We start from the raw sequence: 22,518 nt of genomic DNA, 5'->3' as shown, positions 1-22,518 counted from the left end.
CGGCTTCATCACCGTCACAACTTGTATCGGCGCTCTTTAAGGAACCTTTAGTCATTCCACTAAATAATTTTAAAAATTTATAATATTATTCTGCCTTTCCTCCTTATATTACTTACCTATTCAATGGCAGAAATAGCCCCCTGTTATCCCCTGTTATTCCAGCCATTATAAATTTACTTTTATGTGTAAACTTTCTTTCTCCTCAGCCGATAACCATTGCAACGACACTTGAAAATTAAGGATTAGATATGGCAAGTATCAGTGCATTGGGCACCGGTTCAGGATTAGATTTAACGTCTTTGTTAGATCAGTTAAGTACTGCAGAACAAGGGCGTTTAACCCCACTAACACAACAGCAAACCAGCTATAAAGGCAAATTGACGGCCTTTGGTGTGCTGCAAAGTGCCCTAGCAAAATTAGAAACTTCAGCCGCAGCATTAAAAAAAGCAGACACCATAAACACCACAACTGTTAGTGGTAGTAATACCGCATTTAGTGCAACCACGGACAGCAAAGCCACTGCGGGCTCTTATACTATTGAAGTCACTAATATTGCTAAAGCACAATCACTGTTGTCCTCTGACGTCGCAACCGCAACCGAGCAGTTGGGTAATAGTAATGCCAGCCGAACTATTACTATTAGTCAACCAGGGCAGAAAAAACCTCTAGAAGTCACGTTAGAGAGTGGAAAAACCTCACTGACTGATATTCGTGACGCTATTAATAAACAAGAAGGCAGTGTCAGCGCCAGTATTATGAAAGCCGATGACAATACCTATTATTTGTCATTAACAGCTAAAGATACCGGAACTCAGTCAGAAATGACTGTGAGTGTGACTGGCGATGATACTTTAAATGATTTTCTGAACTATACGCCAAGTGCTACCGGTGGTAGTGGTGGGATGACACAAAAAGTCGCCGCAGAGAATGCTGAATTAACGGTCAACGGCACCAGCATTGTACGTCAAAGCAATACAATTACAGATGCGCCTCAAGGCGTAACAATTAATCTAAAATCAGAGACAAAGGCTGGCGCACCAGAACAATTAAACATCATTCGTGATAACTCAGCGACTAAAACGGCAATCCAATCTTTTGTTGATGCATATAACTCGCTGCAAACCACCTTTGCTTCTTTAACGAAATATACAGCAGTTGAAGCCGGTGCCGACCAGTCCACCAGTAATGGGGCATTAGTTGGTGATGGCACTTTACGTAATATCCAAACTCAGTTGAAAGGTCTAATCGGGTCGGCTCAATCCGGCGATATTAAAACTCTCACCAGTTTAGGCATTACACAGGATCTTGATGGGAAATTAGTCGTTGATTCAGACAAACTTGATGCTGCATTAAAAGATAAACCCAACAGTGTCACTGCATTCTTTGTCGGCGATGGTAAAACCACCGGTTTTGCTACCCTAACTGATAACTTGCTTAATACTGCTCTCGATACAACTAATGGCTCACTGAAAAATGCCACTGACGGTATCAATAAGTCATTAAAAAGTTTAGACAAACAAGTTACTGCTACCACTGAGAGCATCACTGCCACTATTGCGCGTTATAAAACACAGTTTACGCAATTAGATAAAATGATGACCTCATTAAACAGCACGGCTAACTTCTTAACACAGCAATTCAGTTCATAAAGGATAGTGTATGTATAACCGATCAGGGAGCCAAACCTACGCGCAAGTAGGGTTGGAAAGTGGCGTAATGAGTGCCAGCCCTCATCAGTTGATCGTGATGCTATTCGACGGGGCGCAAAGCGCCCTGGTTCGTGCACGAATTCTGATGACTCAAGGTGATATCCCAGCCAAAGGGGCTGAGATATCTAAAGCGATCAACATTATTAATAATGGTCTGAGCGCAGGTATCGATATAGAAAAAGGCGGCGAGCTGGCAGAAAACTTGTCAGCCTTGTATGACTACATGTCACGGCGCTTATTACATGCTAATTTATATAATGACGAACAGGCTATTGATGAAGTCGCATCTTTGCTAGAGAACATTGCGGATGCCTGGCGGCAGATCGGCCCCAATTATCAACCCAATTAGGACCCCATTTAATGGAACGTCACCAGCACCTTTTGTCCGAATATCAACAAATCCTGATTCTCAGTGAGCAAATGCTTGTGCTGGCTACTGAAGGAAAATGGGATACGCTGGTTGATCTGGAAATGACTTACCTTAAAGCCATAGAAAGCACCGCAAATATCACTATATCCTCCTGCTCATCTCTGGCATTACAAGAGTTATTACGAGAGAAGCTAAAAGCTATTTTGGATAATGAAGTTGAGATCAAACGCTTATTACAACTGCGCCTCAATGCCTTAAGTGAGTTGGTTGGGCAATCTACCCGACAACAGGCTGTTAATAATACCTATGGTCAGTTCCCTGACCATGCATTACTGCTGGGTGAAACACAGTAATCGGCAGTTCAGATAGTCGCTATATATTGGCTGACCGCTCAGTAGTTACTTGCCAATGCAATTATTAACATGATGATTGATTGTCATTGTTTTTAACATGTAATTATATTGGCAGTAACAATTACCCATATCTAACTGGCTATTATTCTCATACTTAATACTTTTCGCTAAAATAGTCAGTTACTGTGAGTTTTCTATTAAAATAAGTTGCTAGTCTGCTATTCAAGGCGTAAAGATATTCTTAGGCTTAAATTGTGAAATGAATATCGATGGAACGTACAATTAATTTTTGCCCTGGTGTGGGTAGCTCGGCACATGTTATTCAACACACAGAGCTACTACTCACCTCTGTTTATATTGAGCATCCTTTGCTCATTATGGTGAACCGTGGACATAAGGTTATCCGTTGGGATAATCAAGAGTGTATTGTCCAATCCGGCGAAATAGTCGCGGTCAGCAGCGGCCAGACCGTCGATGTCATTAATAGCCTATCGGATGATGGGTTATTTTTCAGTCACCAACTTCGCTGTGATCCTCGGTTGATTGCTACTTTTGCCAATCATCCGGCCTCAGCCTGTCTTGATGTTATTCCTGGCGTTATGCCCGTACGCAATTTAGCACCCGAATTTATTAATACTTTCAGCAATACTTTTAAAGCAATATCAGATACAGGTGATATCCCTGCGACTATCGTCAGGCACCGCATGCTTGAATTACTGCTTTGGTTAGCTCAACGTGGTGTTAAATTTATACTCAGTGAAGGCAATTCATTAAGTGAAAAGGTTCGTCGTTGTCTCGCAATTGATCCACACAAAATATGGTCAGCCTCTGAAGTCGCCGCACATATGGCAATGAGCGAAGTGGTATTACGGCGGAAATTGGCTGCAGAAAATACATTATTACGTGACTTGATGATTGATGTCCGAATGACCAGTGCCTTACGCCTATTACAAGGAACAGACTGGCCAATTTCACTTATTGCCAGCCAAGTCGGTTACGAGAGCGCATCACGTTTTGCTGAACGTTTTCGCAAACGTTTTGGTTTTGCCCCCACTGCAATTAGAGGACATCATCGATTGCAGCCATCAGATAATGACCCTGCGTCTCTGCATTATCATGACTATTTAAGCCTCCACACACCGGATTAAAGCTCTGGATATCACAAACGGGCATCAGATCGTTTTTACGACTTGTGTTTATCTCCTTACCTACCAATACATTTCTATTTATTTAGATATCTCACATCCTTTCTACTGGTCGTCATTCGGACTGCTAAATACTGCTTTTAGGTATTCTGCGCGCTAAAACATTTTTTTTAGCTCAGTCATCAGTTTTTTCATCCAACAATCCTGACACTATCTCTAAAAAAGTTTTCATAATCATATAATTAACCATAAGCCACTGAAAGAAAGAGGAATATGTTAATTAGAGTGGCACATTCTATGATTAGAATTGATGAAATAATAATCTTTCGGGGCGGTTATGATGCCAAGCAACCTGTTCGGACTAAAAAACCGCTATCCCTTACATATCCAGATTGCGGCACTCTTTACCTTGCTGATTGTTTCAATCGGCACCGTAATCATTATTTTTGGTCATAGCCAACTGACCAAACTGACTGAGATCAGTACCAATAGGCAGTATCAAAAAACAGGTGAAGCCATTGCCGCCGAGTTGGATGCCGTGACTCGGCCAATGATGATGTCTGTTAATATTCTGGCTAGCATGCAAATTACGGAATTCACAACCCTTGAACAGAGAATGGGATTTGTCGGTAAATTTATTGAAATCTTAAAGCAAAATGACTACGCCAGTGCCGTATATAGTGCCTATCCTAACGGGGATTTATTCATGCTACGGCGGCTGACGGATGCCAACCGTATATTATTTCATGCCCCAGAAAATGCCGAATGGATGATCCAAAGCAATCGTTTTCTGGATAGCTTGCCGGAAAAACGCTTTATTTATCTGGATAAACAGCAACAAGTTATTGCAGTTATGCCTCGCGATAATGATAACTATGACCCCCGGCGCAGAGACTGGTTTATTTTGGCCTCAGCTAGTCCGACACTGATCACCTCCCCTATCTATATTTTTAAAGGCACAGGAGAAGCCGGTTTTACCTATAGCCGGCAAGCGGAGAATAAACAGGCAATTATTGGTTTGGATGTTTCTCTCGCATCCTTATCACAGTTTTTAATAAGGCAAAATTTACCGTCGGGTAGTCAGGCTATTATTATTAATTCTCGCGGTGAGGTTATCGCCAGCCTACCTAAAGATAAAGGGAACACGACCGCTTCGGCTCACACTGACAAGCAGATCCCAGTATTGCAAACCTTGCTTAATGCTCAAGAAAATAGCACGTCGGGAAGTAGTCCAAATGGCGATAATAATAATCGTAGTATTCTGTTTGAAGCCCAAAACCAAAGTTGGTATGGCTCAGTTGTTGACATTAATAACAGTGGGAATCGATATCAATTGGTTATTGCTACACCTGCAAGCTATCTAACTGCGGATGCAAATTCTATTCGTAATCATTCAACCTTTATTGCATTTATTTTACTAATGCTCAGTTTGCCAATTGTTTGGTATTTCTCAAGAAAGATATCCAAGCCCCTTATTCGTTTACGTCAGGATGCTGATTCAATCAGTAACTTATATTTTGAGGAGCGAGAGCTAGAACACTCCGTGATTGAAGAAGTGGATGAACTGCACAAATCAATGTCGAAAATGAAATCGACACTGAAACAGTTTATTTCAATGGGTAATATGCTGACCGCTGAAAATAACTTCTTCCGTCAGATGCAGGGATTATTGAGTGAAACTACCGACATTGCTGCTATGACGGGAGGAATTATCTTTCTTGCCGATAAAAATGAGGGCGTCTTTACACCAACAGCATTTCGCTGGAATGGTCAAAATATTCCCGTAGCAGAGATGTCTTCATTGCAAGTAGCAGAAGATAATTTCACTACTTTCCAACCGGTACTTGAAGGAAAAACCATCACCGGAACACTGAATAAAGAAAACATATTTAGCCAATTACAGGATTTTCTACAGCCATATTTACCACTACGTTTTATTGCTGTACCAATGAAAACCCATGATGAGCAACTGTTAGGTTTCCTGCTGCTATTTAACCCTTATGTATTAAATACGGAACGTGAACGCGCGAAGATTCAGTTAGTAAACGCCTTGGTGGGTAGTCTCTCTGTCTCTGTGGAAACACAGAGATTGTTGCAAGAACAAAAAAACCTGCTCAATGCCTTTATCGAGCTTATTGCCGGAGCGATAGATGCCAAGAGTGCTTATACCGGTGGACACTGTCAGCGCGTACCTGAAATAACCAAAATGCTGGCCCGAGCCGCCGTTAATGTTAAAGAAGGGCCATTCGCGGACTTTACTTTATCAGAAAATGAGTGGGAAGAATTGCATACTGCCTGCTGGTTACATGACTGCGGCAAAATAACAACACCTGAATTTGTTGTCGATAAATCAACAAAACTGGAATTAATTTATGACCGTATCCATGAAGTCCGTATGAGATTCGAAGTATTAAAACGCGAGAAAGAAATTGCTTTCTTGCGTCGCCATGCAAATGTCACTGCCAGTGACACTGACCAACAATTGCTGGCTGACGAATTACGTCAATTAGATGAAGATTTTTACTTTATCGCTAATTGTAATGTCGGCGGCGAATTTATGTCTGATGAAGCAATAACCCGTATCCAGCAAATTGCCGGTTATCGCTGGACGCGTACATTGGATGATAACGCAGGTATTGCTAATGAGGAACGAGCACGTAAAGCCCGGCAGCCAGCCGCATCATTGCCAGTACAAGAACCTATGCTGGCAGATAAAGAAGAACATATTATTTATCGCGATAATAAAAACAGACGTCCAGAATATTATGATTTCAAAGTGCCAGAGCCAACCTTACTTTATAACCGTGGGGAGATTTATAACCTCAGTATTCGCCGTGGGACACTGACGGAAGAAGATCGTTATAAAATAAATGAGCATATTATGCAGACGATTGTGATGCTAAAAAAACTCCCCTTCCCACGCACAATGGCAAATGTGCCAACCATTGCCGGTGGGCATCATGAACGTATGGATGGCAAAGGATATCCTTATCAGCTGACTTACAAACAGATGAGCATCCCGGTGCGGATGATGGCAATTGCCGACGTATTTGAAGCACTAACCGCGGCAGATCGTCCCTACAAACCAGGGAAATTATTATCTGAAGCACTGAATATTATGGTCAATATGGTGAATGAGAATCATCTGGACAGAGAGCTTTTCATTTTATTCCTGCAATCCGGCATTTGGTATGAATATGCCACGACTCACTTGCAAGCGGATAAAGTGGATATTATTGATATCTCAGTCTTACTGCAGAGGATTGGTCATCAGGATATTTCATTGGCTGAAAGCGCTTAACGACAACAAGCAAGAAACGGAGTGTGCGTCGCAAGGAATTAGCGCTATGCTTTTTATTTTTCGCACACAACACGAGGGAGTTTTTAGGTATGTATTATAGCTACGGTGAGATAGAGATTAATCACCTCAAAAAGCGGGATAAAAAGATGGCCGCGGCCATTGAACGACTAGGGATGATCGTCCGCCCGTTATCACCCGATTTATTTGCTGCATTAATCAGAAATATCGTTGATCAACAAATCTCAGTTAAAGCCGCCCTCACCGTCAATACACGTCTGGTGGCATTATTAGGTGCCGTAACACCTATGGCCGTTGCAGCAACTCCCATCGAAGCGATTCAAGGCTGCGGAATGACCATGAAAAAAGCCGGATACATTAAAGGCGCGGCTGAGGCTGCACTTGATGGTTCGTTAGATTTATCGGCTCTTTCCCAGTTACCCGATAATGAAGTGATTACTCAGTTATCAAGCCTGAATGGTGTGGGTGTTTGGACTGCGGAAATGCTGCTTATCTCCTCACTTTCCCGCCCGAATGTGCTCAGTTGGGGGGATTTGGCGATCCGCCGTGGCATGATGAATTTATATCGTCATAAAACACTGCCACGTGAACGTTTTGAAAAATATCGTCGCCGTTACGCGCCTTATGGAACAACCGCATCTCTTTATCTGTGGGCATTATCACACGAAGAAATTGAATAATACCCGTGATGCACTTCATAGCAACTACGGGTTGTTTATCTTATTCTTCAAGATATTGATCGCCCATTTTATCTAATGCTTTCACCAGCCTTTTAATATTGACGCAGCCCGGTTTTGACACATTAAACTTTGAGGCGCAGGTATTCTTCATTTGCCCTACCCAGTAAGCCTTAAGAATCGAAGAGTCGACTAATTTCATGCAGGCAATACGTTCTTTTTTTGCATAACGATTACTGCAAACTGCCTCAGAAACTTTCATGATTGCGGGTACCGCCAAGAGGGTTTGAGGTTCACTAGCAAATGAAAATGCGGGGAAAAAGGCAAGAAATAACATTAAATAAACTCTCATCACAACCACCTGTATCAATTGATTTAAATAATAACTATCGCTTCAAATTGTTACATAAGTGTTGAATGAAATTTTGCTCTCAGGTGCGAAGTGAATTATTGCTAAAGGATAGGAATCTCTTGGGTTGGCATTTCACTGCACAAAACCCAAGCTATTTAAAATTGCGCTGACACTATTCAGAGATGAAAAAAATTATTAGACACCCATATTCATTATGTGAAGTGGTTGTTTTTAAATTCGCGTAAGTTCGTGTGAACTTCGTGGCTGGCAGTGACTTACCGCAAAGTGTCTCAACTGTGATTGGCATAGTTCGAGTTAGTTTGCGGTAATTTTTTGCCCCATTTTTGCCCCACTCACTACTTACCACTCCCACAGGCATCCCTGCCAACAATCACACTGTCAATATTACCATCTGCTTCAAAATTCTACGCCAACCAAGATTGATCGTTTTAACCGATCAATAAACAATCATTGATCTGTCTAACCAATTTGAATGTTTGCTGATCAATTCATACCCTATCGCCACCACATCAAAGGACACATACTCATGAAATGGAACATTATCTCTGGAAATAAAGAGAGCTTTACGGGCGCACCTGAGTGGGCCTCAAAGAAAGTAATAATTGACGGCGATATGATGTGGTGGGATGGCGTTTCAAGGCTTGAACCAGTATCAGGACCTGTTGCTACCTGTCAGTTTGAGTATGAAGAAGAGTTTAAGGTAATTGCTGAAAGGAAAATGAATTAACTTACTCTTTCTTAATCTCACTCTCTGCTGGCGGGACATATGTCGGCACAGGAAGAAACTCACGCATGAAGTCCGGAAAGCTATAATAAAAGTTATACCATCGCTCATCACTGAATTCGATATTACCCGTAAATTCAAAATAGTCGGTATCTATCCCGCCAGAAGACCAATTAATAATTTTTTGTCTGCTAACATCTTCGAACGCAAAATAATCCATGATTTATCCTTAAAATGAATAGCCGTTGCAATACACGCTGTAACTGGGGGTGGTGACCCCTGATCCCGTTGTCAGGAATAAAGCGTTCGATGCTTTGGTAACAAGTACCCACGCAGAAAAACTCGCAAGTGGCCCCCCTATTTGAGAGAACACTCGTCCAATTTGACGATCTGATGCCGCTACCCTTATCAAAGAGTTGCCAGACCCTGTCGCATTAATTATCGCTTCAATTAAGGCCGACTTTGTATTTTTGGGTGCTGCCGCATCAAGGCTAAATGATTGGCTTGTCACGTTTCCAGATCCTGAAGAAACTGCTGAGGCGGCAATAATTACTGTACGGTCTATCTGCTGCCCCTCAACTAATAAGCTAGATGCGGTTCGCCATACGCTGATAAGTGCAGATGCGGTATATCCGGCTGGCATAGTTACACCGCATACTTCGGGTGCAACACTGCCGGTTGTATTTACAGCGAGCAATGCTGATGCAGTGCTAGACGGATTATAAATTGCATATAGTGCAACAAATCCATTCGCCGGAGCGGTTCCCGCATTCATACCACCCGCACCCACCGTAGCTAGATTTATGCTTTTATTGAAATTCGGTATTTTATATTGCAATCCACCGGCTGTTTGCACAATTATTTCAGCCGCAACGAGTGCAGCAGTAGCGCTTGCGAGGGTTACATTCATAGTAACGTATCTGGCAGTACCAATAACGCCTGTTAACTGCTGCTGTGTTATCTTGCTGTTGATATTCTCATTCATCTGATTAAGCGATGGCATTATTACTTGTGTGCCGTCCGGGGCTATTATTGTTACGTTGCCAGTGCCAGTCGTTATTAATTGCCAGTCTTCAAGCAAACCTTGGTATAAAGCCAATTGAACAGCGGTTCGCCGTGCTAAATCAGACATTGAATTTGATACGGTTGTTACTATTGCATAATCTGAATTAGTAATGGATGAAGTTACATTACTTACTGTTCTTATTTTGGTGTCACTATCAACAGCTAATATTTCATATATAACAACCTGACCCGCACCGGGAACGAAAAGCATTTGTCCGGGAGCAATGCCAAATATTGGATTACTCCATAACGTGCCAGTACCGGTAATAACATTTGTTCCGGCTACGGACGTGACTTTACCTGCCTTATACCAAGACATATGATTATTCCTAATTTGATTTAAAAGTAAGTGTCAGTATTTAGAACAGGTAAAGCTAACGGGCTATTACCGTATCTATTGTCACTCATTGGGACGCTGTTTAAATACGCACCTTGTCCTGCCGTTATACTTGACCCCGACATCCTCATAGCGGTTAGATACCACCCTATAAAGCCCCCGCTTTGTTCCAGTCCTGCTGGCAGCCCACCAAGGCTAGGTAGGGGTATCATGGGTCTTGTTATGCCAGTATTTACCCATGTATTAGGTGTGGAACTTAGCTGTGTCGTATTTGCCAGAAGTAGCGGCGCGTATCGGGATGAATATGTGCATTGCCCTGACGTATTAAAAATAGCTAGCCCCGCCGTTCCCGCGCTAGGTGGTGCGGGGAAAAACCCCGTAGTGAAAACACACACGTTAGCAACCACTGAACCGTTACTCGTCGAGCCAGTAGAGTTGATAGCAAAGCAATGAATATTTTTATTGGGACTATCGTAAAGTAAAGACACATTAGGATCGTTCCAATTGGCAAACACGATAGCATTATCACGGTTCGGTATCCCTGCTGGTACTTGCCAATCTGACGATATAGTGACCTGCCCCCTCCATGTGCAAAACCCCAATGCTGTCGCGTCGGTTATTGCCATAAAATTAGCCGAATTTTGCAAGAATAATCCGTAGGTTCCAAACGATGGGGATGTCGGAATCTCAAACGCTGAGAATGTCGCCCATCCCTTATTCTCATTTGTAGTGCCAAAAGTGATACGATTACCCTTCATTGAATAACCATTAATATACCACGCATAGGCAGAGGCCGACCCCGCGGGGGTGTTAACACCCCCGAAGGATGTCGGGACTAAATATAATTGCCCCCCCGTATACCCATTCAGAACAACGGATGGCGGGTTGCCTGTTCCCAATGTGTCGTAGTTTCCTAGAAATCTAAGTAACCGTGTTCCAGATGTCATATAGACACCCTTTCCCCCATCGCTGGGGGAGACATATAGAATAGGTTCCGCCATTAGAAATACCCTAATTTAACTGCGACCTGCCCATTACTGTGGTACGTGGTTATTCCTAAATTATTTATAACTGTCCGGATGCCACTAGTGGTTGTATCCATTGTGATTAGTCCTCTAACTGTGGCATTGTTAAATGTGGCATTCCCATCTTTATCTATATTCCAGCCAATTGTAGATCCATTCCAATTAGCTGACTGGATGTAATTACCAATTTTGGCGTTACTAATAGAGCCGTCTTGAATAAATGCGTCATTGATAAATGTTTGCCCATTAACAACCGCAAACGGTGATGAAACATTACCAGATGGACCCGAGAGCAATATAAATTGATCAGCAGTAAAACCAATTGATGATTTAGCTACTCCATTAATAAACTCCGCACCAATTACCATGCCAGCATTGACTAAATTACCGTTATAGTTGATTCCCGCACGTAAGCTGTAAGTTGTGCTTGCGCCGTTACTATCAACAATGGCGGTAAGTTTCTGGTCGATTGCTGCCGTTTGGCCTTCGAATGTTGCAGTAACCAATGTTTCAAACTCAGCGAGTGCCCTTTCAGCGTCAGCAGTCGTGGTCGTTAAGTGGATAACGCCGGCTCTATTCTCACCATATTGTGCCCATTGCTGCACGATACCAGCATCATTCGCAAGAGCATTTTCCAGTATCGCCTCGGCATTCATAAAATCATTATCAAATAACTGCTTCCCTGCCTCTGTATTATTAATGAAATCATCACCAATCGCTTCGAGAATAGCGCTTGTGTCTGTACTGGACATGCCACGAACCCAATCAATCCACGGTGACTGATTGCCAGATTTATCAACTATCCGCGCACGAAACCAAAACACTTGCCCTGCTCGCAATCCCTGCATGGTGTAGTTCCGTTGCGGGTGCGGCACATCACTCAACAACATGGCATCAGTGCCATCAGCAGACAGACTATATTCAATCTCTGTTTTTAACGCATCTTCAGCCCCTTCCGGATAACCCCAACTCAGGGTAATACCAAAGAGAATGCCAGTAGCAGCAAAGCCAACAGGTATGGGAGGATTCCCCTCTTTGCCTTTTAGTGTTGTTTCCTGCGCGTTCGCCCAAATACTAGATATCTCAGAGGGGTTAATAGCACGAACACGAGCCTGATATTGTCCCGCATAAATTCCTTCAACCTGAAATCCTTGAGCGGAAGTACGTGGCGCTGATATCCAATTACCGTTATCACGGCGCCACTCTGCCTCGTATGCTATTGCGCTAGCAGCAGGCTCCCATGTCACACGCAATGTTGTTACGGCCAGCCCTTGAGATAGAGCTGAAAAGCTATCAATGACAACATTCGTTGGTGGCGGCTGGACACCTGGTGGAATTACGCTGATTGGTCGCTCATCAATACGAGCGCCAGTATCAATCCGCTCATATTTATCGGGATCATGCTGGACGGCAGAAATACTGTACGTGTTGTCGTCATTGTCAGAAATTCCGGTCACCCGATATTGCTGAATGGCTAGATCATCAGCATCAACAGACCAGCCGCCTTCTGCTTCCGGTGTTTCGCTGTAAGCCATTGTGACAGTGATTACCTTCCCGTTTATTGCTTGTACCGTTCTACCTTGGGCCACGCCACTAGGTAAGTTAACGAGTAACCGGTCACCCACTTTGACATCAGCCACGCGGTCCAGAGTGATATTACGGCCCGACGCCGTGCTAATACGCCCTCCCATCTTCCGACCGGATAACATCTCATCCGCAACGCCAATGATATGACCAGGCAGCGGAATGGCACCATCCAACCCTACATTGAAATTAACGGTTCGGTCTTTACTATTTGTCAGCAGCGCCCAGCGCCCACGCCTATTTGCCTCTGTTTGCCTAATGCAGCCGATAGCTGTCATATCGAGTTGATTGACGCCGTAGCGGCGAACCAGATCATTATCAGATACGGCCTCGATTGCATCCTGAAAGTTGTTGGCGGGATCACTCCAACTCACCATCGAAGTTGTGTAGCGCTTTTTCTCAGAACCACCGCCATAGGTGAACTGTCCGTCAATCACACTGGCCCGTGTGAATATATAGTCCACATCGCGTGGCATATCTGCCAAAGCGCAAAGCTGATTATTTCCCCAGTAAGTCATGCCACGGAAAATGGCAGCCAAATCACGGAGTACTGTAAAAGCCTCAGCCTGAGACTGAATATACACGTCACAAGTAAAACGAGGCTCAGTACCACTTCCACCCCGCCCATCAGGAACAAGCTGATCGCAATACTGACCAATTCGATAAAGCTCCCACTTATCTATCTGATTCGTATCAATCCGGCTACCAAGCCCGAACCGTTCAGCTAATACAATATCGTAAAAAATCCATGCCGGATTATTTGTATAAGCCCACTTAAATGAACCATCCCACACACCGGAATAGGTACGAGTCACTGGATCATAAGTAGTAGGAATACGAACAATCCTCCCTTTTGGCTCACACGAAATAACTGGGATATTCTGAAATTGAGTTGCATCGAATTCGATATAGAGAAGTGCTGTATTTGGATAACGCAATTTAGCATCGATGACTTCAGAAATAGCCTCAACATTCATCTTGTCGGCAATGCGGCCTGAGTTAGCATTGGCAGTAATTCGGCGAGAACGAATTTGCCAGCCGGTCGAGGCTTTAGGTAAATTGATTCGATGAGAACGCTCATACAACGTTGTTGTTTTACCGTCTATCGCAGTATTGAGTAACGTTGAATAAGCCCCGCCGTCAGTAGAAATATCAATCGCATATTCAATACGATACCCACCCACATCACCGTTATCGGCCTGCCGTTGCAATGAAGGCCACCCTAGACGAATACGTGTAGCCGACAACTGAGTGTTTGTGATGGATCGAACCCATGGCGTATCTGATTTCAGCTCTGTGTTAACCGTTATCTCATTCTCAACATTTGGCATGCCTTGGATGTAGTCTTGAGCCTGAGTGCCGGGACGATATTCCCACGTTACACCTGTAAAGTTACTGGTGCCGTCAGAGTTCTTAATCGGAGTTCCATCAAGATAAATATTGGTTCCATCCAGGCCCCCTGCAAACTCCCCCTCACCGAGGGCAATTAATAACTTTGCTCTTGCGGTCGATTGAATGCTATCCGGTGATTCAACTGGTGTTGTGGCATTGCTACTCCCACCTTTGCGGCCTTTAATCGGTTTACGTGCCATATTTCACCCATAAAAAAGCCCACCTTTCGTGGGCATTGGTGTGTTTATTGATCAACTCAATGGCGATTACCGGCTGATCTTCTATTGTGTAAGGTCAGCCCACTCTAGCCATGCGCGGCTTGAGTGTTATCTATCGGAGGAATGGCTGATTTACTCTGGGATAAGGAAATTAAAATGTTAAAAGGTCATGATTTTATGAAACCACTGAGCCAGCAGCTTGATAGCGTGCTGCCACAATTTGATCTACATGCTGATGTCATTGATAAAGCACTGCCTTTCTATCTCGCCATTATTGCCAAGTCATCAGGGAAAACCGCACAGGAATTCTTTGGCTACAACATGAAGGCATTGGAATTAATTTATGGGTCTTCACATGACGGTAAGAACGCTAAGGAATTGGCGGAATCGGCTTATGCTTATTCGATAAACGCTAAAGCTAGAGAAATATTCGATAAACTGGATAAACTAGAGGAGTGATATCATGGCGCGGTTATTCCGCGCCTAACCCCAACTTTTGGCAATAATGGCGAGCATATTCTTCTGCTCGTGCCATAACACCACTAAAGGTACTTTCATCGGTATAATCTTCAACATAATGTATTGTTAATGTGGAGCGATCACTTTCATCGTCAGTAAAGCCACTCACGTGAACTTTAGAATATAATGTTTTTATCATACCGAAGCTGAAGTCTTTACTTTTCTCAACTCGGTCTTCGTAGTCTGGTGCTACGCGCATATCCCGCACTGGTGATAAAACATCAAAACGCAACTTTAATCGTTGAGTGGACGCCAAAGCTATAGAGTTATCACTCGTGACTTGATTGACTCCAACCCGCACTGAGTACTGGCGAGCATTAGCTTCAGCATTTTCAATAATAGCTGATACGTTTGATACTGTATCTGGCTGAATAAAAGCATTAGCGATAAAAACCTCCCCCTCATTAATTGAGAAATTACCACCAACCAGATTTGTAACTACATTCTTAAGAGAACTAACTTCATTTTCTAATTCTTCAATTCGCTGTTCTTGCGTCATAACTCACTCCTGCCTTTCGGCGTTAATTAAAGTAACCACTCTTACATTTGATCTTCAGCATAAATACCCGCCGAGATAACCGCCCCGCCAATTCGACGCTTGCCGTAGAGTACGCCCACAGGGTTACCCTGAGCTGTAGAGTTAACTGGGCCGCCGAATGCATAGCTTGGTTTGTTGTCCGGCGATTGCCTCATAGCTAACCCACTCTGCTGCGGTGATAGCATCTGGATTACGCCGCCAAGAGCCATCGATGCGCCCATCATTGCCATTGCACCACCCCATACTCCACCCGCACCAAACGCCACCGCCAAGCCTCCACTCATAAATGTTGCCATGCCGATTAAAGCTACACCGAGTATGGTCTGGAACAGCCCACCCCGTTTGCTCCCTATAATTACAGGCACAATGCGAATTTCTTGGCCGCCGCTGGCAAGCTCCAACTCATCCTTACCGATATTTCTCTTATTTTTGAATACAGCAAACGTTAGCCCTCGCTGCTTGGCCGTCATCAGGTATTGCTCAAAGCCAGGAATAGTTACACATAAGGCCTTAATAACTTCGCCAGAGCTACCAACTAATCGTTGATGGTCGCGACCGAACATCTTAGCTAATGAGCCACTTAGTTTGATTGGTGTCATTACTTCTTGCGCAAATACAGTCATATTATCTCCAATAAAAAAGGCCGCCTAAGCGACCTCGATTTTTTTACATAGTTGTTAGATACATTTTTTAATTCCATCAACTCTCTGATTAATTCTCCAGTCAAATAATCCTGTTTGAACAAAAAACTTAACTGTAGAACCATTATCTATATTTTCTACATCTGCTACTTCTGTTTGGTTTGGGGTAAATACTGAGAACCCATTTGGTAGCAAGCTCATACTGACGTCTGTAGCACCACCGCCAACTACTTTAAATTTCTGCCATTCCATGGTGATGCAAGTGGCAAGATCCTGAGCATCTTTCTTGCTCTTAAATTCTGAGTGCGGGCCACGCTCTCTCATTTCACTTATGCTAGAACATGCAGTTAGAACTATAACAACCAACCCAATGATTATATTTTTCATTCTTAACCTTATTATTTATTTGTCGGAATGCTTTCTATCTCTTCTTCAATTTTCTTATTTTGCTCGCAACCTTCTTCCTCAACACCAACAGCACAACCAGCCTTTATATACCCAGCTTCATAGGCTTTAATAATAGCTGTATTTACAATGCGCTCACACAATTCAACCCCAGTACTTCGCCCCTGACATACTGATGTGGCCACATCTTTTATTACAGTTTTATCTGAGCTAGCAAAAACGCCACAAGAAACAAAAACCATTAGCAATAAACCTGCAATAACCCCTTTGAACATATCCCTATCCCCATCAAAGCCAGTGAAAACCTTTAGCCATTAACCCTGACAAACCAAGGGCTACAGCTATTATCGCACCAAAAAGTAATCTAAAATCAGTTTTTGAGTCGCATTTGACTTCATTAAACTCAGACCTAATATCACGCTTAATCTCGCGGACATCAGACTTAACCTCATCTAATGATTTTTTTATATGCTCTACATCTGATTCAAGTTTGGCGACACGTATATGCATATCTCCTCCACCTCCGCCATCATCCTGACCGGAGCCATTCCCACCCCAGCCACCCTTGCCCGATATGGGGGTGCCAATATTAGTGACATTATTCATCTTTGCCACCATTTGGTTTCTGTTGGTCTCTATCTAATATCCATTGACTAATGTGATCTGCATTAAACATCCGAACATAGCCGCAATTATCACAATAAACAGGATAGTACTTTAATATGGCTGTTGTGCCGTCGCTGTCTAAGAGAGAGCGATTTTCAAAAATGAAGATTTCAGCATCAGCAACCTTTGCCAACGGTGAAACAAAAGTATTGTTATAGTCATGCCCGCATTGAGTGCATTCAGATGGAACACCTTTTTCTGTAAGGAACTGAGCTAAATCAGACTTTACTATTATCACTCCATTATCCCCATCCATAACAGTTCGTTACATGATAGCAGGGGGATGGTGCAAAACAACGCAAAAACCCACAGTTAAGTGGGTTGGGCTTTGGTTACTCGTTAAATTATTTTGGTGCTATTTAAGCTGCCACACCATTGATGCCAAGCATTTTTGAAAGTTTGGTTAGTCCTTTAGCGGTAACAAGAACCTGTTCTACCACCTTTTCACTACCATCTCCCCTCGATACGGTGGTCACCTTGTGCTCTAACACTCCTTGCTGGATTCGCTCTTGATATGCCAACCACGTTCTCCCACCGGTACGGCGATAAATCCAATGATTTTCTGACATCAGTTTGAAAAGAAACTTTGGCTGAACCTGCAAATGTTTCGCGGCATTAGTGATGCACATAGTGCCATCTGACTTAGCAATTCGCTCTAGGGCTTCAACATCCGGCGTCATTTCTTCAACCTTATGCTCAAGTGCGATAACTTTCTCGCTGTATGTGAGCAAGGTACCGCGCAAAAACTCAGGGTCATTTAATGCTGCCATCGGGTCGAATGCTGGTTTCAGTTTTCCTGCCTTGTAGTCGAGGAAAGTTTGATTAACCTTCAGGCGATATGATGGTGAAATCCACCCAGCATATTCGACAGCAAGAAGTTCGTGGGCGAAGGTGCCTGGAGCGATGCCACCTTTAACTGATTTGATTACTTCATAACCTAAGTGCGAATTTACACTTAGCTCATTAACCAGTGCTTTAGTAGTAGCCCTACGCATCCATTGGCTCGGCGATTTATCTTCACCCTTACCACTGGCCTTGTGTAATGAGTTCAGGTTAAAGCGCCCTTCGGTATCAGTGTTAATCTCAACACCAGCGATGACAGGCAGAGATTTATTTGCTAAAGTTAAATCAGTCATTAAAGACCTCGCAGTTTTATTTGACATGACCGCCAGCTCGTAACTGGCGGTTTTTTATTGCCTGTGTTCTGGCAAAATTAGTGGATTTCCTTTCCAGTAGCACCTCTCAGTTTGCACAGCAGACTATTACCTCTTTCCGCGGCGCGCCCTTTCGGTTGAATATGGGCAACTTCCCTTACCAACACCTTTCTTGACTCTTCTATTACGTAGCGAGTCTCATACGCCAAGTCATAGAAGTTACCCGAATGGGTAGACTCCATCTGTAGTAATGCTGGGTAAATGATTTTGCTCATCTTTCTTGCTCTATCAGCCCACAACCACATGTTTGCCATTTTAAGTAATTCATCATCTGAAAATTGCTTAGTGATAGGTGAGTGCTCAACTTCATTATCCAGCACATCCAATGCCCATTTACGAAATTCCTTGGCTACCGGAGTGGTAGAAAACATCGCAATTAAATGTGCACCACGAATACTGAACAGACGAACCTTTTTGCGGTAATTTCCTGAGGTCATCATTTCGATGACCTGAGTCATTACTGGACTAAACTCATCGGCATTACGTGAAAATAAAGTGCTGATGGACTTGCTGCTTGAGTACTCCAGCGCTTTTGCCAACTCGGAAGAGGTTAACCAAATTTGCCCCTTATCTTGCACAGCATTGAACTTAGTGTTGTGGAATGTCAGTTGATTATTCGCTATACTTTTCATGTCGGTTGACTCGCTTAAGGTTGCTGACAAAATAGAAGCCTCGTTTGTGTTCTCGCACTTCGAGGCTTCGCCATTTCTACTGGATAACAACATCACCGCGATCCTCTAACTTCATAAGTAATTCCATCCGGTAAGCAATTTCTGACTGAATGCTTCTATGACAACGCTTCGCTGACTCTTGAATGCGTTGGTCTACCTCTTCAACAAAACGCACTTGACGCGGCTTGATAGATGAAACATTTTCGGACATTATGAACTCCTCTCTATTTAACACATGAAAACTCATATCAATGATCGCAAGTATTGGTCATTATATTTTATGAGTCAAGTTATTTTGGATAATGAGTTTATGAGTTTTGATTCGTTCTTCCCTAAGCGTGTTGCCACAGCAAGATCAACCATTGGGTTAACACAATCTGAGCTTGCAAGCCTTGCCGGTGTTGTACAACGACAAATTGCCGCATATGAAGGTGGTGAGGCTAAGCCTAGAGAAAAAACCCTGAATAAATTGGCTATTGCATTAGGTACATCACCTGAATGGCTAGCCTCTGGAAAAGGCGAGCCACCAAACCTTGGGACGTATATCCCTGCTGTAAACTTGAAGCAAATACCATTGATTGACCCAGCAATGGTTCCTCGCTGGCTTAGTAAATGGGAACTTAAAACTCATAAACTACATCCGTGTAAAATAGGTGTCAGCGATTTTGCCTTTGCCATAGAGATACAGGGTGATTCAATGGCGAAAAGCACAAACACAGGGATTAGCTTCCCTGAGGGGTCGATAGTAACTTTTGATCCACAACAAAAGGTGAATAACCAAGATTTTGTGATTGCCCTACTAGATAATGGCTTTTCGACATTCAAACAGGTGTTTATGGATAAAGGGATAGGAAGCGTATCTCTTTCAGCAATTGATATCAGATATCCAATGATGCACTTACATCAAGACGATATTGATACAGGTAAGGTTACCTTGATAAAGGCAGTTTATCTTGAAGTGCCTTTATATAAGATAAAAATTAAATAACCCCCACCGGCGCACGGACGCGCCAGATCACTGATCAAATGTCAGGATATCGGTAAAAATGATTTGCACTTATCTTGAATGGTTAATTAGATAACCGGAAAAACCAGTGAACAAATTCAGCAGGGAAATACAGCTTATTATTCTTCAGGAGGCCGTTAAGTCCTATCCGCTACCAACAGAAGCCTGTAATTTTAAGGATAAAGGTATTTTTACTGATGCAGAATCCAGTATTGCCAACATCCATTACTTGTTCGAGCATGGGCTTCTGGAAACCAGATACGGTGAGATACATTATGATTTAAATCTACTTCTAAACTCCCTCAAGGCAACAAAGGATGGTGTTGATTTTCTTTTAGGTGATGAAGGACTTAGCGCCATTTTGAAGGTAACGACAGTCAGGTTTCACAACGAAGCGTTCCAACAAATAGCAGATTTTATTAACCAAAATGCTCCAGACTCTCCCGATAAGAAGAAATTTTTGTCTCAGCTTCGAGAGCTGCCTTACGAGACCACAAAACACATCGCCCTTGAATTGGTAAGCAAGGGGTTGAATCAGACGCCAAACGTAATTCAGTGGCTACAAACGTTGATTCACCACTCCTGATCCGGGTAAAGCAAATCCAGCCCAACGATGCAGATATTTGGAGCCAGAACACATCTTCTTCACGATCACAGTCAAGGGTCATGTGGTCGTTTAAAAAAACGATGCTTTCTATTTTCATTTATTCTTCCATCTAAATATAAACACCAAGTAGGCGGACTTAAATTACAGGCCGTTATAACGAACCACCTTCATGGTCCTTTCTTGCCAATAACCACCATATGGCACGCGCTGGCTAAGTTGCCCGTATGGATGGTGAAGTAGCATGCCATCTTCCAGCAGAATCCCCCCATGGTTAGCGACTGGCGCGGATACTTGCATGATGATCAGGTCGCCCGGTTGTGCTGAGCCACTGAATTCACGGAAGCCGCATTCATACCAGTTATCCATATAGAAATTTTCTGCACCAGACTCCCACCAATGCCGATCAACGCGATAGTCGTTCAACTCAATGCCATGCGTTTGCTTGAAGTAGGACATTATCAAGCCCCAGCAATCGGTATGCCCCAATACGAACTGGCGGCCGATTAGCGGGAGGTCACCGCGCGGCTGGATAGTCCGCAAATCACCCTCGGGCCAGCTTACAATGTGCCAAGGCAGCTCGTTATTATCACATTGGGCCATGTCCAATTCGGATGGCTGAGTGGTAGCGTCGGGGTGGCTGTGTACGATTGCAGTGATGACCCCCCAATCTTCAGCCACCACATAGCCAGCGGGATCGAGGTGAAACTGTTCATTCGGGTTTGTAGCCAAGTTATTGCACGGGAAATATTTTTCCACTCGCGACTTCTGCGCCACAACACCACAGCACTCTTTGGGGTATTCAGCCTCGGCATGGGCCAATATCGCTTTAAGCGTTTTATCTCTCATATCTACCTCTTGATCAGGGCCGCGCCGGGGAACCCACCAAACGGCAATGGGTTATCGGCTCCAAATCGTTTTTTGCAATCGACCAGTAGACCAGAGCACTTATCTTTGCTCGGGTCGTCTGTGGGGTTGCCTTTCTCATCGAAATACAGCGTCCCTGTATAATCACAGCCATTTCCAGAACGATAGTCACCGCGCATACACCACGTACAGAGGGAGTGAATTTGTCGGGTAGGGATCAGTAATCCCTGTAAGTCCGCTGGGCTAGAGAGCGTAAACTCAACAACCTCGTTGGTTTCCGTCGATTTACTGTCGATATAGTAAACCTGCACTTTCTCCTGTTCCGGATCAGCCTCGGGATTCCCTTCGGGAAAATTCACAGCATCCAGATAGTGTTTAAACGTGTCGTGAACAATGACTTTTGCCTGCACCATATCGTCAAAGGCCAGACACAGTGCGGTGATAGTTCCATCAAGGTTTGCGACCGATAACTTGGGCTGCGCACTTTGCCCATCGCTGGACATTTCAATGCCTTCAACCTGCACCGGCCATGCTGAATACTCTTCTCCCTGCCACCAGATAGATTTAGCTGGTAGTTTGGTTTCGTCGCCACCGGCCGCCGCAATCTCTTCTGGGGTATGGGGTAACGTATCGGCATGAAAGCGCAACAATGGCCCATCAAATTGAGAGCCATCCACTTCATACAGACGAACGCGGTTACCCGGCTCCAGTCGTTGCAAGTCAGTATTTATTGTCATGTTTGATTACTCGATATTAAGGCTTGAAGGATTGCTCGAAAGTGAAGGAAACTGACATAACGTTACCGCCGACGGGTACGGCCTTGATGGAGTCAGCGGTGACTCGCCACAGGCCCACAACACCATAAGGGGCCGTCCATTGGCAGGACTTGGTGGTGTGTCTGCGAACAAACGCCAGAATTGGCATCATGTCTTTTTCTAAGCCCTGAAATGTTAGCGGCCATGACTGCGTTTCTGGGTTGATGCCGTCACCAGCGACTTGCTTGTAGCCATCACCGAACTGAGCGCTTCTGACCCGCTGATTAAAACTACCTTCAGGAACGCCTTGGGTTCGCCAAAGGAAAACTTCAATAGCCATT

The 22,518-nt window shown here is 43.7% G+C and carries 27 protein-coding genes; 10 read left to right on the top strand and 17 right to left on the bottom strand.

Annotated features, from left to right (window positions below; all coding sequences use genetic code 11):
* Nucleotides 1-248: 248 nt before the first annotated feature.
* From fliD to HUZ92_RS14270, 6 genes are all read left to right on the top strand, one after another.
* Nucleotides 249-1,649: a flagellar filament capping protein FliD gene (fliD, locus tag HUZ92_RS14295; RefSeq protein WP_050098331.1), complete on the top strand. Its 1,401-nt coding sequence runs from the start codon at nt 249-251 to the stop codon at nt 1,647-1,649.
* A gap of 10 nt (nt 1,650-1,659) precedes the next feature.
* Complete coding sequence (gene fliS, locus HUZ92_RS14290) at nt 1,660-2,058, top strand: flagellar export chaperone FliS (protein WP_050098332.1); 399 nt, start codon at nt 1,660-1,662, stop codon at nt 2,056-2,058.
* 11 nt (nt 2,059-2,069) lie between these two features.
* Complete coding sequence (fliT, locus tag HUZ92_RS14285) at nt 2,070-2,432, top strand: flagella biosynthesis regulatory protein FliT (RefSeq protein WP_128451028.1); 363 nt, start codon at nt 2,070-2,072, stop codon at nt 2,430-2,432.
* Between the two features lie 269 nt (nt 2,433-2,701).
* Nucleotides 2,702-3,580 carry a helix-turn-helix transcriptional regulator gene (locus HUZ92_RS14280; protein WP_050098334.1) on the top strand — a complete coding sequence of 293 codons (879 nt, stop codon included), beginning with the start codon at nt 2,702-2,704 and terminating at the stop codon, nt 3,578-3,580.
* 337 nt (nt 3,581-3,917) lie between these two features.
* On the top strand, nt 3,918-6,878 hold the full coding sequence (locus HUZ92_RS14275) for an HD domain-containing phosphohydrolase (RefSeq protein ID WP_145579568.1): 2,961 nt from the start codon (nt 3,918-3,920) through the stop codon (nt 6,876-6,878).
* An 89-nt stretch (nt 6,879-6,967) separates the two neighbouring features.
* The gene (locus tag HUZ92_RS14270; RefSeq protein ID WP_145579536.1) at nt 6,968-7,576 is read left to right on the top strand and encodes a DNA-3-methyladenine glycosylase family protein; all 609 of its coding nucleotides are present in this window, start codon (nt 6,968-6,970) and stop codon (nt 7,574-7,576) included.
* A 40-nt stretch (nt 7,577-7,616) separates the two neighbouring features.
* On the opposite strand, the gene HUZ92_RS14265 is transcribed toward HUZ92_RS14270, so the two are convergent.
* Nucleotides 7,617-7,925: a hypothetical protein gene (locus HUZ92_RS14265; RefSeq protein ID WP_074007010.1), complete on the bottom strand. Its 309-nt coding sequence runs from the start codon at nt 7,923-7,925 to the stop codon at nt 7,617-7,619.
* 547 nt (nt 7,926-8,472) lie between these two features.
* Between HUZ92_RS14265 and HUZ92_RS14260 the strand changes: the two genes are divergently transcribed.
* Nucleotides 8,473-8,673: a hypothetical protein gene (locus HUZ92_RS14260; RefSeq protein WP_174846846.1), complete on the top strand. Its 201-nt coding sequence runs from the start codon at nt 8,473-8,475 to the stop codon at nt 8,671-8,673.
* A 1-nt stretch (nt 8,674) separates the two neighbouring features.
* Here the strand turns inward: HUZ92_RS14260 and HUZ92_RS14255 are convergent, their stop codons facing one another.
* From HUZ92_RS14255 to HUZ92_RS14240, 4 genes are read right to left on the bottom strand one after another with little or no spacing between them, the layout of a single operon-like run.
* The gene (locus HUZ92_RS14255; protein ID WP_050296514.1) at nt 8,675-8,890 is read right to left on the bottom strand and encodes a hypothetical protein; all 216 of its coding nucleotides are present in this window, start codon (nt 8,888-8,890) and stop codon (nt 8,675-8,677) included.
* A gap of 9 nt (nt 8,891-8,899) precedes the next feature.
* Nucleotides 8,900-10,054, bottom strand: coding sequence for a hypothetical protein (locus HUZ92_RS20895; protein WP_235941874.1), 1,155 nt, complete (start codon nt 10,052-10,054; stop codon nt 8,900-8,902).
* A gap of 20 nt (nt 10,055-10,074) precedes the next feature.
* Nucleotides 10,075-11,073 (bottom strand): DUF6453 family protein, encoded by a 999-nt coding sequence (locus HUZ92_RS20890; protein ID WP_145579791.1) that lies wholly within the window; start codon nt 11,071-11,073, stop codon nt 10,075-10,077.
* Nucleotides 11,073-14,273, bottom strand: a complete 3,201-nt coding sequence (locus tag HUZ92_RS14240) for a TipJ family phage tail tip protein (protein WP_145579790.1) — start codon at nt 14,271-14,273, stop codon at nt 11,073-11,075. Before HUZ92_RS14240 ends, HUZ92_RS20890 begins: the two co-directional genes overlap by 1 nt.
* 141 nt (nt 14,274-14,414) lie before the next feature.
* Between HUZ92_RS14240 and HUZ92_RS14235 the strand changes: the two genes are divergently transcribed.
* Nucleotides 14,415-14,750 (top strand): hypothetical protein, encoded by a 336-nt coding sequence (locus tag HUZ92_RS14235; RefSeq protein ID WP_235896993.1) that lies wholly within the window; start codon nt 14,415-14,417, stop codon nt 14,748-14,750.
* Between the two features lie 13 nt (nt 14,751-14,763).
* On the opposite strand, the gene HUZ92_RS14230 is transcribed toward HUZ92_RS14235, so the two are convergent.
* The 9 genes from HUZ92_RS14230 to HUZ92_RS14190 all read right to left on the bottom strand — a co-directional run bounded on the left by HUZ92_RS14230 (nt 14,764) and on the right by HUZ92_RS14190 (nt 19,156).
* Complete coding sequence (locus tag HUZ92_RS14230; protein WP_145579788.1) at nt 14,764-15,309, bottom strand: hypothetical protein; 546 nt, start codon at nt 15,307-15,309, stop codon at nt 14,764-14,766.
* 41 nt (nt 15,310-15,350) lie between these two features.
* Nucleotides 15,351-15,971, bottom strand: coding sequence for a tail assembly protein (locus HUZ92_RS14225; protein WP_145579787.1), 621 nt, complete (start codon nt 15,969-15,971; stop codon nt 15,351-15,353).
* Nucleotides 15,972-16,025: 54 nt separating this feature from the next.
* Nucleotides 16,026-16,241: a hypothetical protein gene (locus tag HUZ92_RS14220; RefSeq protein ID WP_174846854.1), complete on the bottom strand. Its 216-nt coding sequence runs from the start codon at nt 16,239-16,241 to the stop codon at nt 16,026-16,028.
* Nucleotides 16,242-16,387: 146 nt separating this feature from the next.
* Nucleotides 16,388-16,669: a hypothetical protein gene (locus tag HUZ92_RS14215; protein WP_050081191.1), complete on the bottom strand. Its 282-nt coding sequence runs from the start codon at nt 16,667-16,669 to the stop codon at nt 16,388-16,390.
* Between the two features lie 13 nt (nt 16,670-16,682).
* Nucleotides 16,683-17,000: a hypothetical protein gene (locus HUZ92_RS14210; RefSeq protein WP_235896992.1), complete on the bottom strand. Its 318-nt coding sequence runs from the start codon at nt 16,998-17,000 to the stop codon at nt 16,683-16,685.
* A complete protein-coding gene (locus HUZ92_RS14205) occupies nt 16,993-17,316 on the bottom strand; it encodes a hypothetical protein (protein ID WP_145567710.1) in 324 nt (107 codons plus the stop codon). Before HUZ92_RS14205 ends, HUZ92_RS14210 begins: the two co-directional genes overlap by 8 nt.
* A 103-nt stretch (nt 17,317-17,419) precedes the next feature.
* A complete protein-coding gene (locus HUZ92_RS14200) occupies nt 17,420-18,196 on the bottom strand; it encodes a phage antirepressor KilAC domain-containing protein (RefSeq protein ID WP_174846844.1) in 777 nt (258 codons plus the stop codon).
* A gap of 77 nt (nt 18,197-18,273) precedes the next feature.
* Entirely contained in the window at nt 18,274-18,906 is a 633-nt protein-coding gene (locus HUZ92_RS14195; protein WP_145566407.1) for a P22AR C-terminal domain-containing protein, read from the bottom strand.
* A gap of 76 nt (nt 18,907-18,982) precedes the next feature.
* On the bottom strand, nt 18,983-19,156 hold the full coding sequence (locus HUZ92_RS14190; RefSeq protein ID WP_145566397.1) for an Arc family DNA-binding protein: 174 nt from the start codon (nt 19,154-19,156) through the stop codon (nt 18,983-18,985).
* 69 nt (nt 19,157-19,225) lie between these two features.
* On the opposite strand from HUZ92_RS14190, the gene HUZ92_RS14185 reads away from it, so the two are divergent.
* Nucleotides 19,226-19,933 (top strand): helix-turn-helix domain-containing protein, encoded by a 708-nt coding sequence (locus tag HUZ92_RS14185; RefSeq protein WP_050535697.1) that lies wholly within the window; start codon nt 19,226-19,228, stop codon nt 19,931-19,933.
* A gap of 106 nt (nt 19,934-20,039) precedes the next feature.
* Nucleotides 20,040-20,537 (top strand): hypothetical protein, encoded by a 498-nt coding sequence (locus HUZ92_RS14180; protein ID WP_050535696.1) that lies wholly within the window; start codon nt 20,040-20,042, stop codon nt 20,535-20,537.
* 162 nt (nt 20,538-20,699) lie between these two features.
* Here the strand turns inward: HUZ92_RS14180 and HUZ92_RS14175 are convergent, their stop codons facing one another.
* From HUZ92_RS14175 to HUZ92_RS14165, 3 genes are read right to left on the bottom strand one after another with little or no spacing between them, the layout of a single operon-like run.
* Nucleotides 20,700-21,404, bottom strand: coding sequence for a C40 family peptidase (locus tag HUZ92_RS14175; RefSeq protein WP_145579785.1), 705 nt, complete (start codon nt 21,402-21,404; stop codon nt 20,700-20,702).
* Nucleotides 21,405-21,406: 2 nt separating this feature from the next.
* Nucleotides 21,407-22,159, bottom strand: coding sequence for a phage minor tail protein L (locus tag HUZ92_RS14170; protein ID WP_145579784.1), 753 nt, complete (start codon nt 22,157-22,159; stop codon nt 21,407-21,409).
* Nucleotides 22,160-22,175: 16 nt separating this feature from the next.
* Nucleotides 22,176-22,517 (bottom strand): phage tail protein, encoded by a 342-nt coding sequence (locus tag HUZ92_RS14165; RefSeq protein WP_050537082.1) that lies wholly within the window; start codon nt 22,515-22,517, stop codon nt 22,176-22,178.
* Nucleotide 22,518: the final 1 nt, after the last annotated feature.

It is taken from the genome of Yersinia vastinensis, assembly GCF_902726565.1.
Classification (GTDB): Bacteria; Pseudomonadota; Gammaproteobacteria; order Enterobacterales; family Enterobacteriaceae; genus Yersinia; species Yersinia vastinensis.
The sequence above is the reverse complement of the archived record's forward strand: the minus strand, read 5'-3'. Positions and strand labels throughout refer to the sequence as shown.

Excerpts from the sequence above, each read along its gene's own strand:
- HUZ92_RS14225 (WP_145579787.1), bottom strand. The coding sequence starts at position 15,971 with ATGACTGTATTTGCGCAAGAAGTAATGACACCAATCAAACTAAGTGGC.
- HUZ92_RS14195 (WP_145566407.1), bottom strand. The coding sequence starts at position 18,906 with ATGAAAAGTATAGCGAATAATCAACTGACATTCCACAACACTAAGTTC.
- HUZ92_RS20890 (WP_145579791.1), bottom strand. The coding sequence starts at position 11,073 with ATGGCGGAACCTATTCTATATGTCTCCCCCAGCGATGGGGGAAAGGGT.
- HUZ92_RS14200 (WP_174846844.1), bottom strand. The coding sequence starts at position 18,196 with ATGACTGATTTAACTTTAGCAAATAAATCTCTGCCTGTCATCGCTGGT.
- HUZ92_RS14210 (WP_235896992.1), bottom strand. The coding sequence starts at position 17,000 with ATGAATAATGTCACTAATATTGGCACCCCCATATCGGGCAAGGGTGGC.
- HUZ92_RS14190 (WP_145566397.1), bottom strand. The coding sequence starts at position 19,156 with ATGTCCGAAAATGTTTCATCTATCAAGCCGCGTCAAGTGCGTTTTGTT.
- HUZ92_RS14165 (WP_050537082.1), bottom strand. The coding sequence starts at position 22,517 with ATGGCTATTGAAGTTTTCCTTTGGCGAACCCAAGGCGTTCCTGAAGGT.
- HUZ92_RS14220 (WP_174846854.1), bottom strand. The coding sequence starts at position 16,241 with ATGGAATGGCAGAAATTTAAAGTAGTTGGCGGTGGTGCTACAGACGTC.
- HUZ92_RS14205 (WP_145567710.1), bottom strand. The coding sequence starts at position 17,316 with ATGGATGGGGATAATGGAGTGATAATAGTAAAGTCTGATTTAGCTCAG.
- HUZ92_RS14240 (WP_145579790.1), bottom strand. The coding sequence starts at position 14,273 with ATGGCACGTAAACCGATTAAAGGCCGCAAAGGTGGGAGTAGCAATGCC.
- HUZ92_RS14170 (WP_145579784.1), bottom strand. The coding sequence starts at position 22,159 with ATGACAATAAATACTGACTTGCAACGACTGGAGCCGGGTAACCGCGTT.
- HUZ92_RS14185 (WP_050535697.1), top strand. The coding sequence starts at position 19,226 with ATGAGTCAAGTTATTTTGGATAATGAGTTTATGAGTTTTGATTCGTTC.
- HUZ92_RS20895 (WP_235941874.1), bottom strand. The coding sequence starts at position 10,054 with ATGTCTTGGTATAAGGCAGGTAAAGTCACGTCCGTAGCCGGAACAAAT.
- HUZ92_RS14265 (WP_074007010.1), bottom strand. The coding sequence starts at position 7,925 with ATGAGAGTTTATTTAATGTTATTTCTTGCCTTTTTCCCCGCATTTTCA.
- HUZ92_RS14255 (WP_050296514.1), bottom strand. The coding sequence starts at position 8,890 with ATGGATTATTTTGCGTTCGAAGATGTTAGCAGACAAAAAATTATTAAT.
- HUZ92_RS14230 (WP_145579788.1), bottom strand. The coding sequence starts at position 15,309 with ATGACGCAAGAACAGCGAATTGAAGAATTAGAAAATGAAGTTAGTTCT.
- fliT (WP_128451028.1), top strand. The coding sequence starts at position 2,070 with ATGGAACGTCACCAGCACCTTTTGTCCGAATATCAACAAATCCTGATT.
- HUZ92_RS14175 (WP_145579785.1), bottom strand. The coding sequence starts at position 21,404 with ATGAGAGATAAAACGCTTAAAGCGATATTGGCCCATGCCGAGGCTGAA.
- fliD (WP_050098331.1), top strand. The coding sequence starts at position 249 with ATGGCAAGTATCAGTGCATTGGGCACCGGTTCAGGATTAGATTTAACG.
- HUZ92_RS14235 (WP_235896993.1), top strand. The coding sequence starts at position 14,415 with ATGGCTGATTTACTCTGGGATAAGGAAATTAAAATGTTAAAAGGTCAT.
- HUZ92_RS14280 (WP_050098334.1), top strand. The coding sequence starts at position 2,702 with ATGGAACGTACAATTAATTTTTGCCCTGGTGTGGGTAGCTCGGCACAT.
- HUZ92_RS14215 (WP_050081191.1), bottom strand. The coding sequence starts at position 16,669 with ATGTTCAAAGGGGTTATTGCAGGTTTATTGCTAATGGTTTTTGTTTCT.
- HUZ92_RS14270 (WP_145579536.1), top strand. The coding sequence starts at position 6,968 with ATGTATTATAGCTACGGTGAGATAGAGATTAATCACCTCAAAAAGCGG.
- HUZ92_RS14260 (WP_174846846.1), top strand. The coding sequence starts at position 8,473 with ATGAAATGGAACATTATCTCTGGAAATAAAGAGAGCTTTACGGGCGCA.
- fliS (WP_050098332.1), top strand. The coding sequence starts at position 1,660 with ATGTATAACCGATCAGGGAGCCAAACCTACGCGCAAGTAGGGTTGGAA.
- HUZ92_RS14275 (WP_145579568.1), top strand. The coding sequence starts at position 3,918 with ATGCCAAGCAACCTGTTCGGACTAAAAAACCGCTATCCCTTACATATC.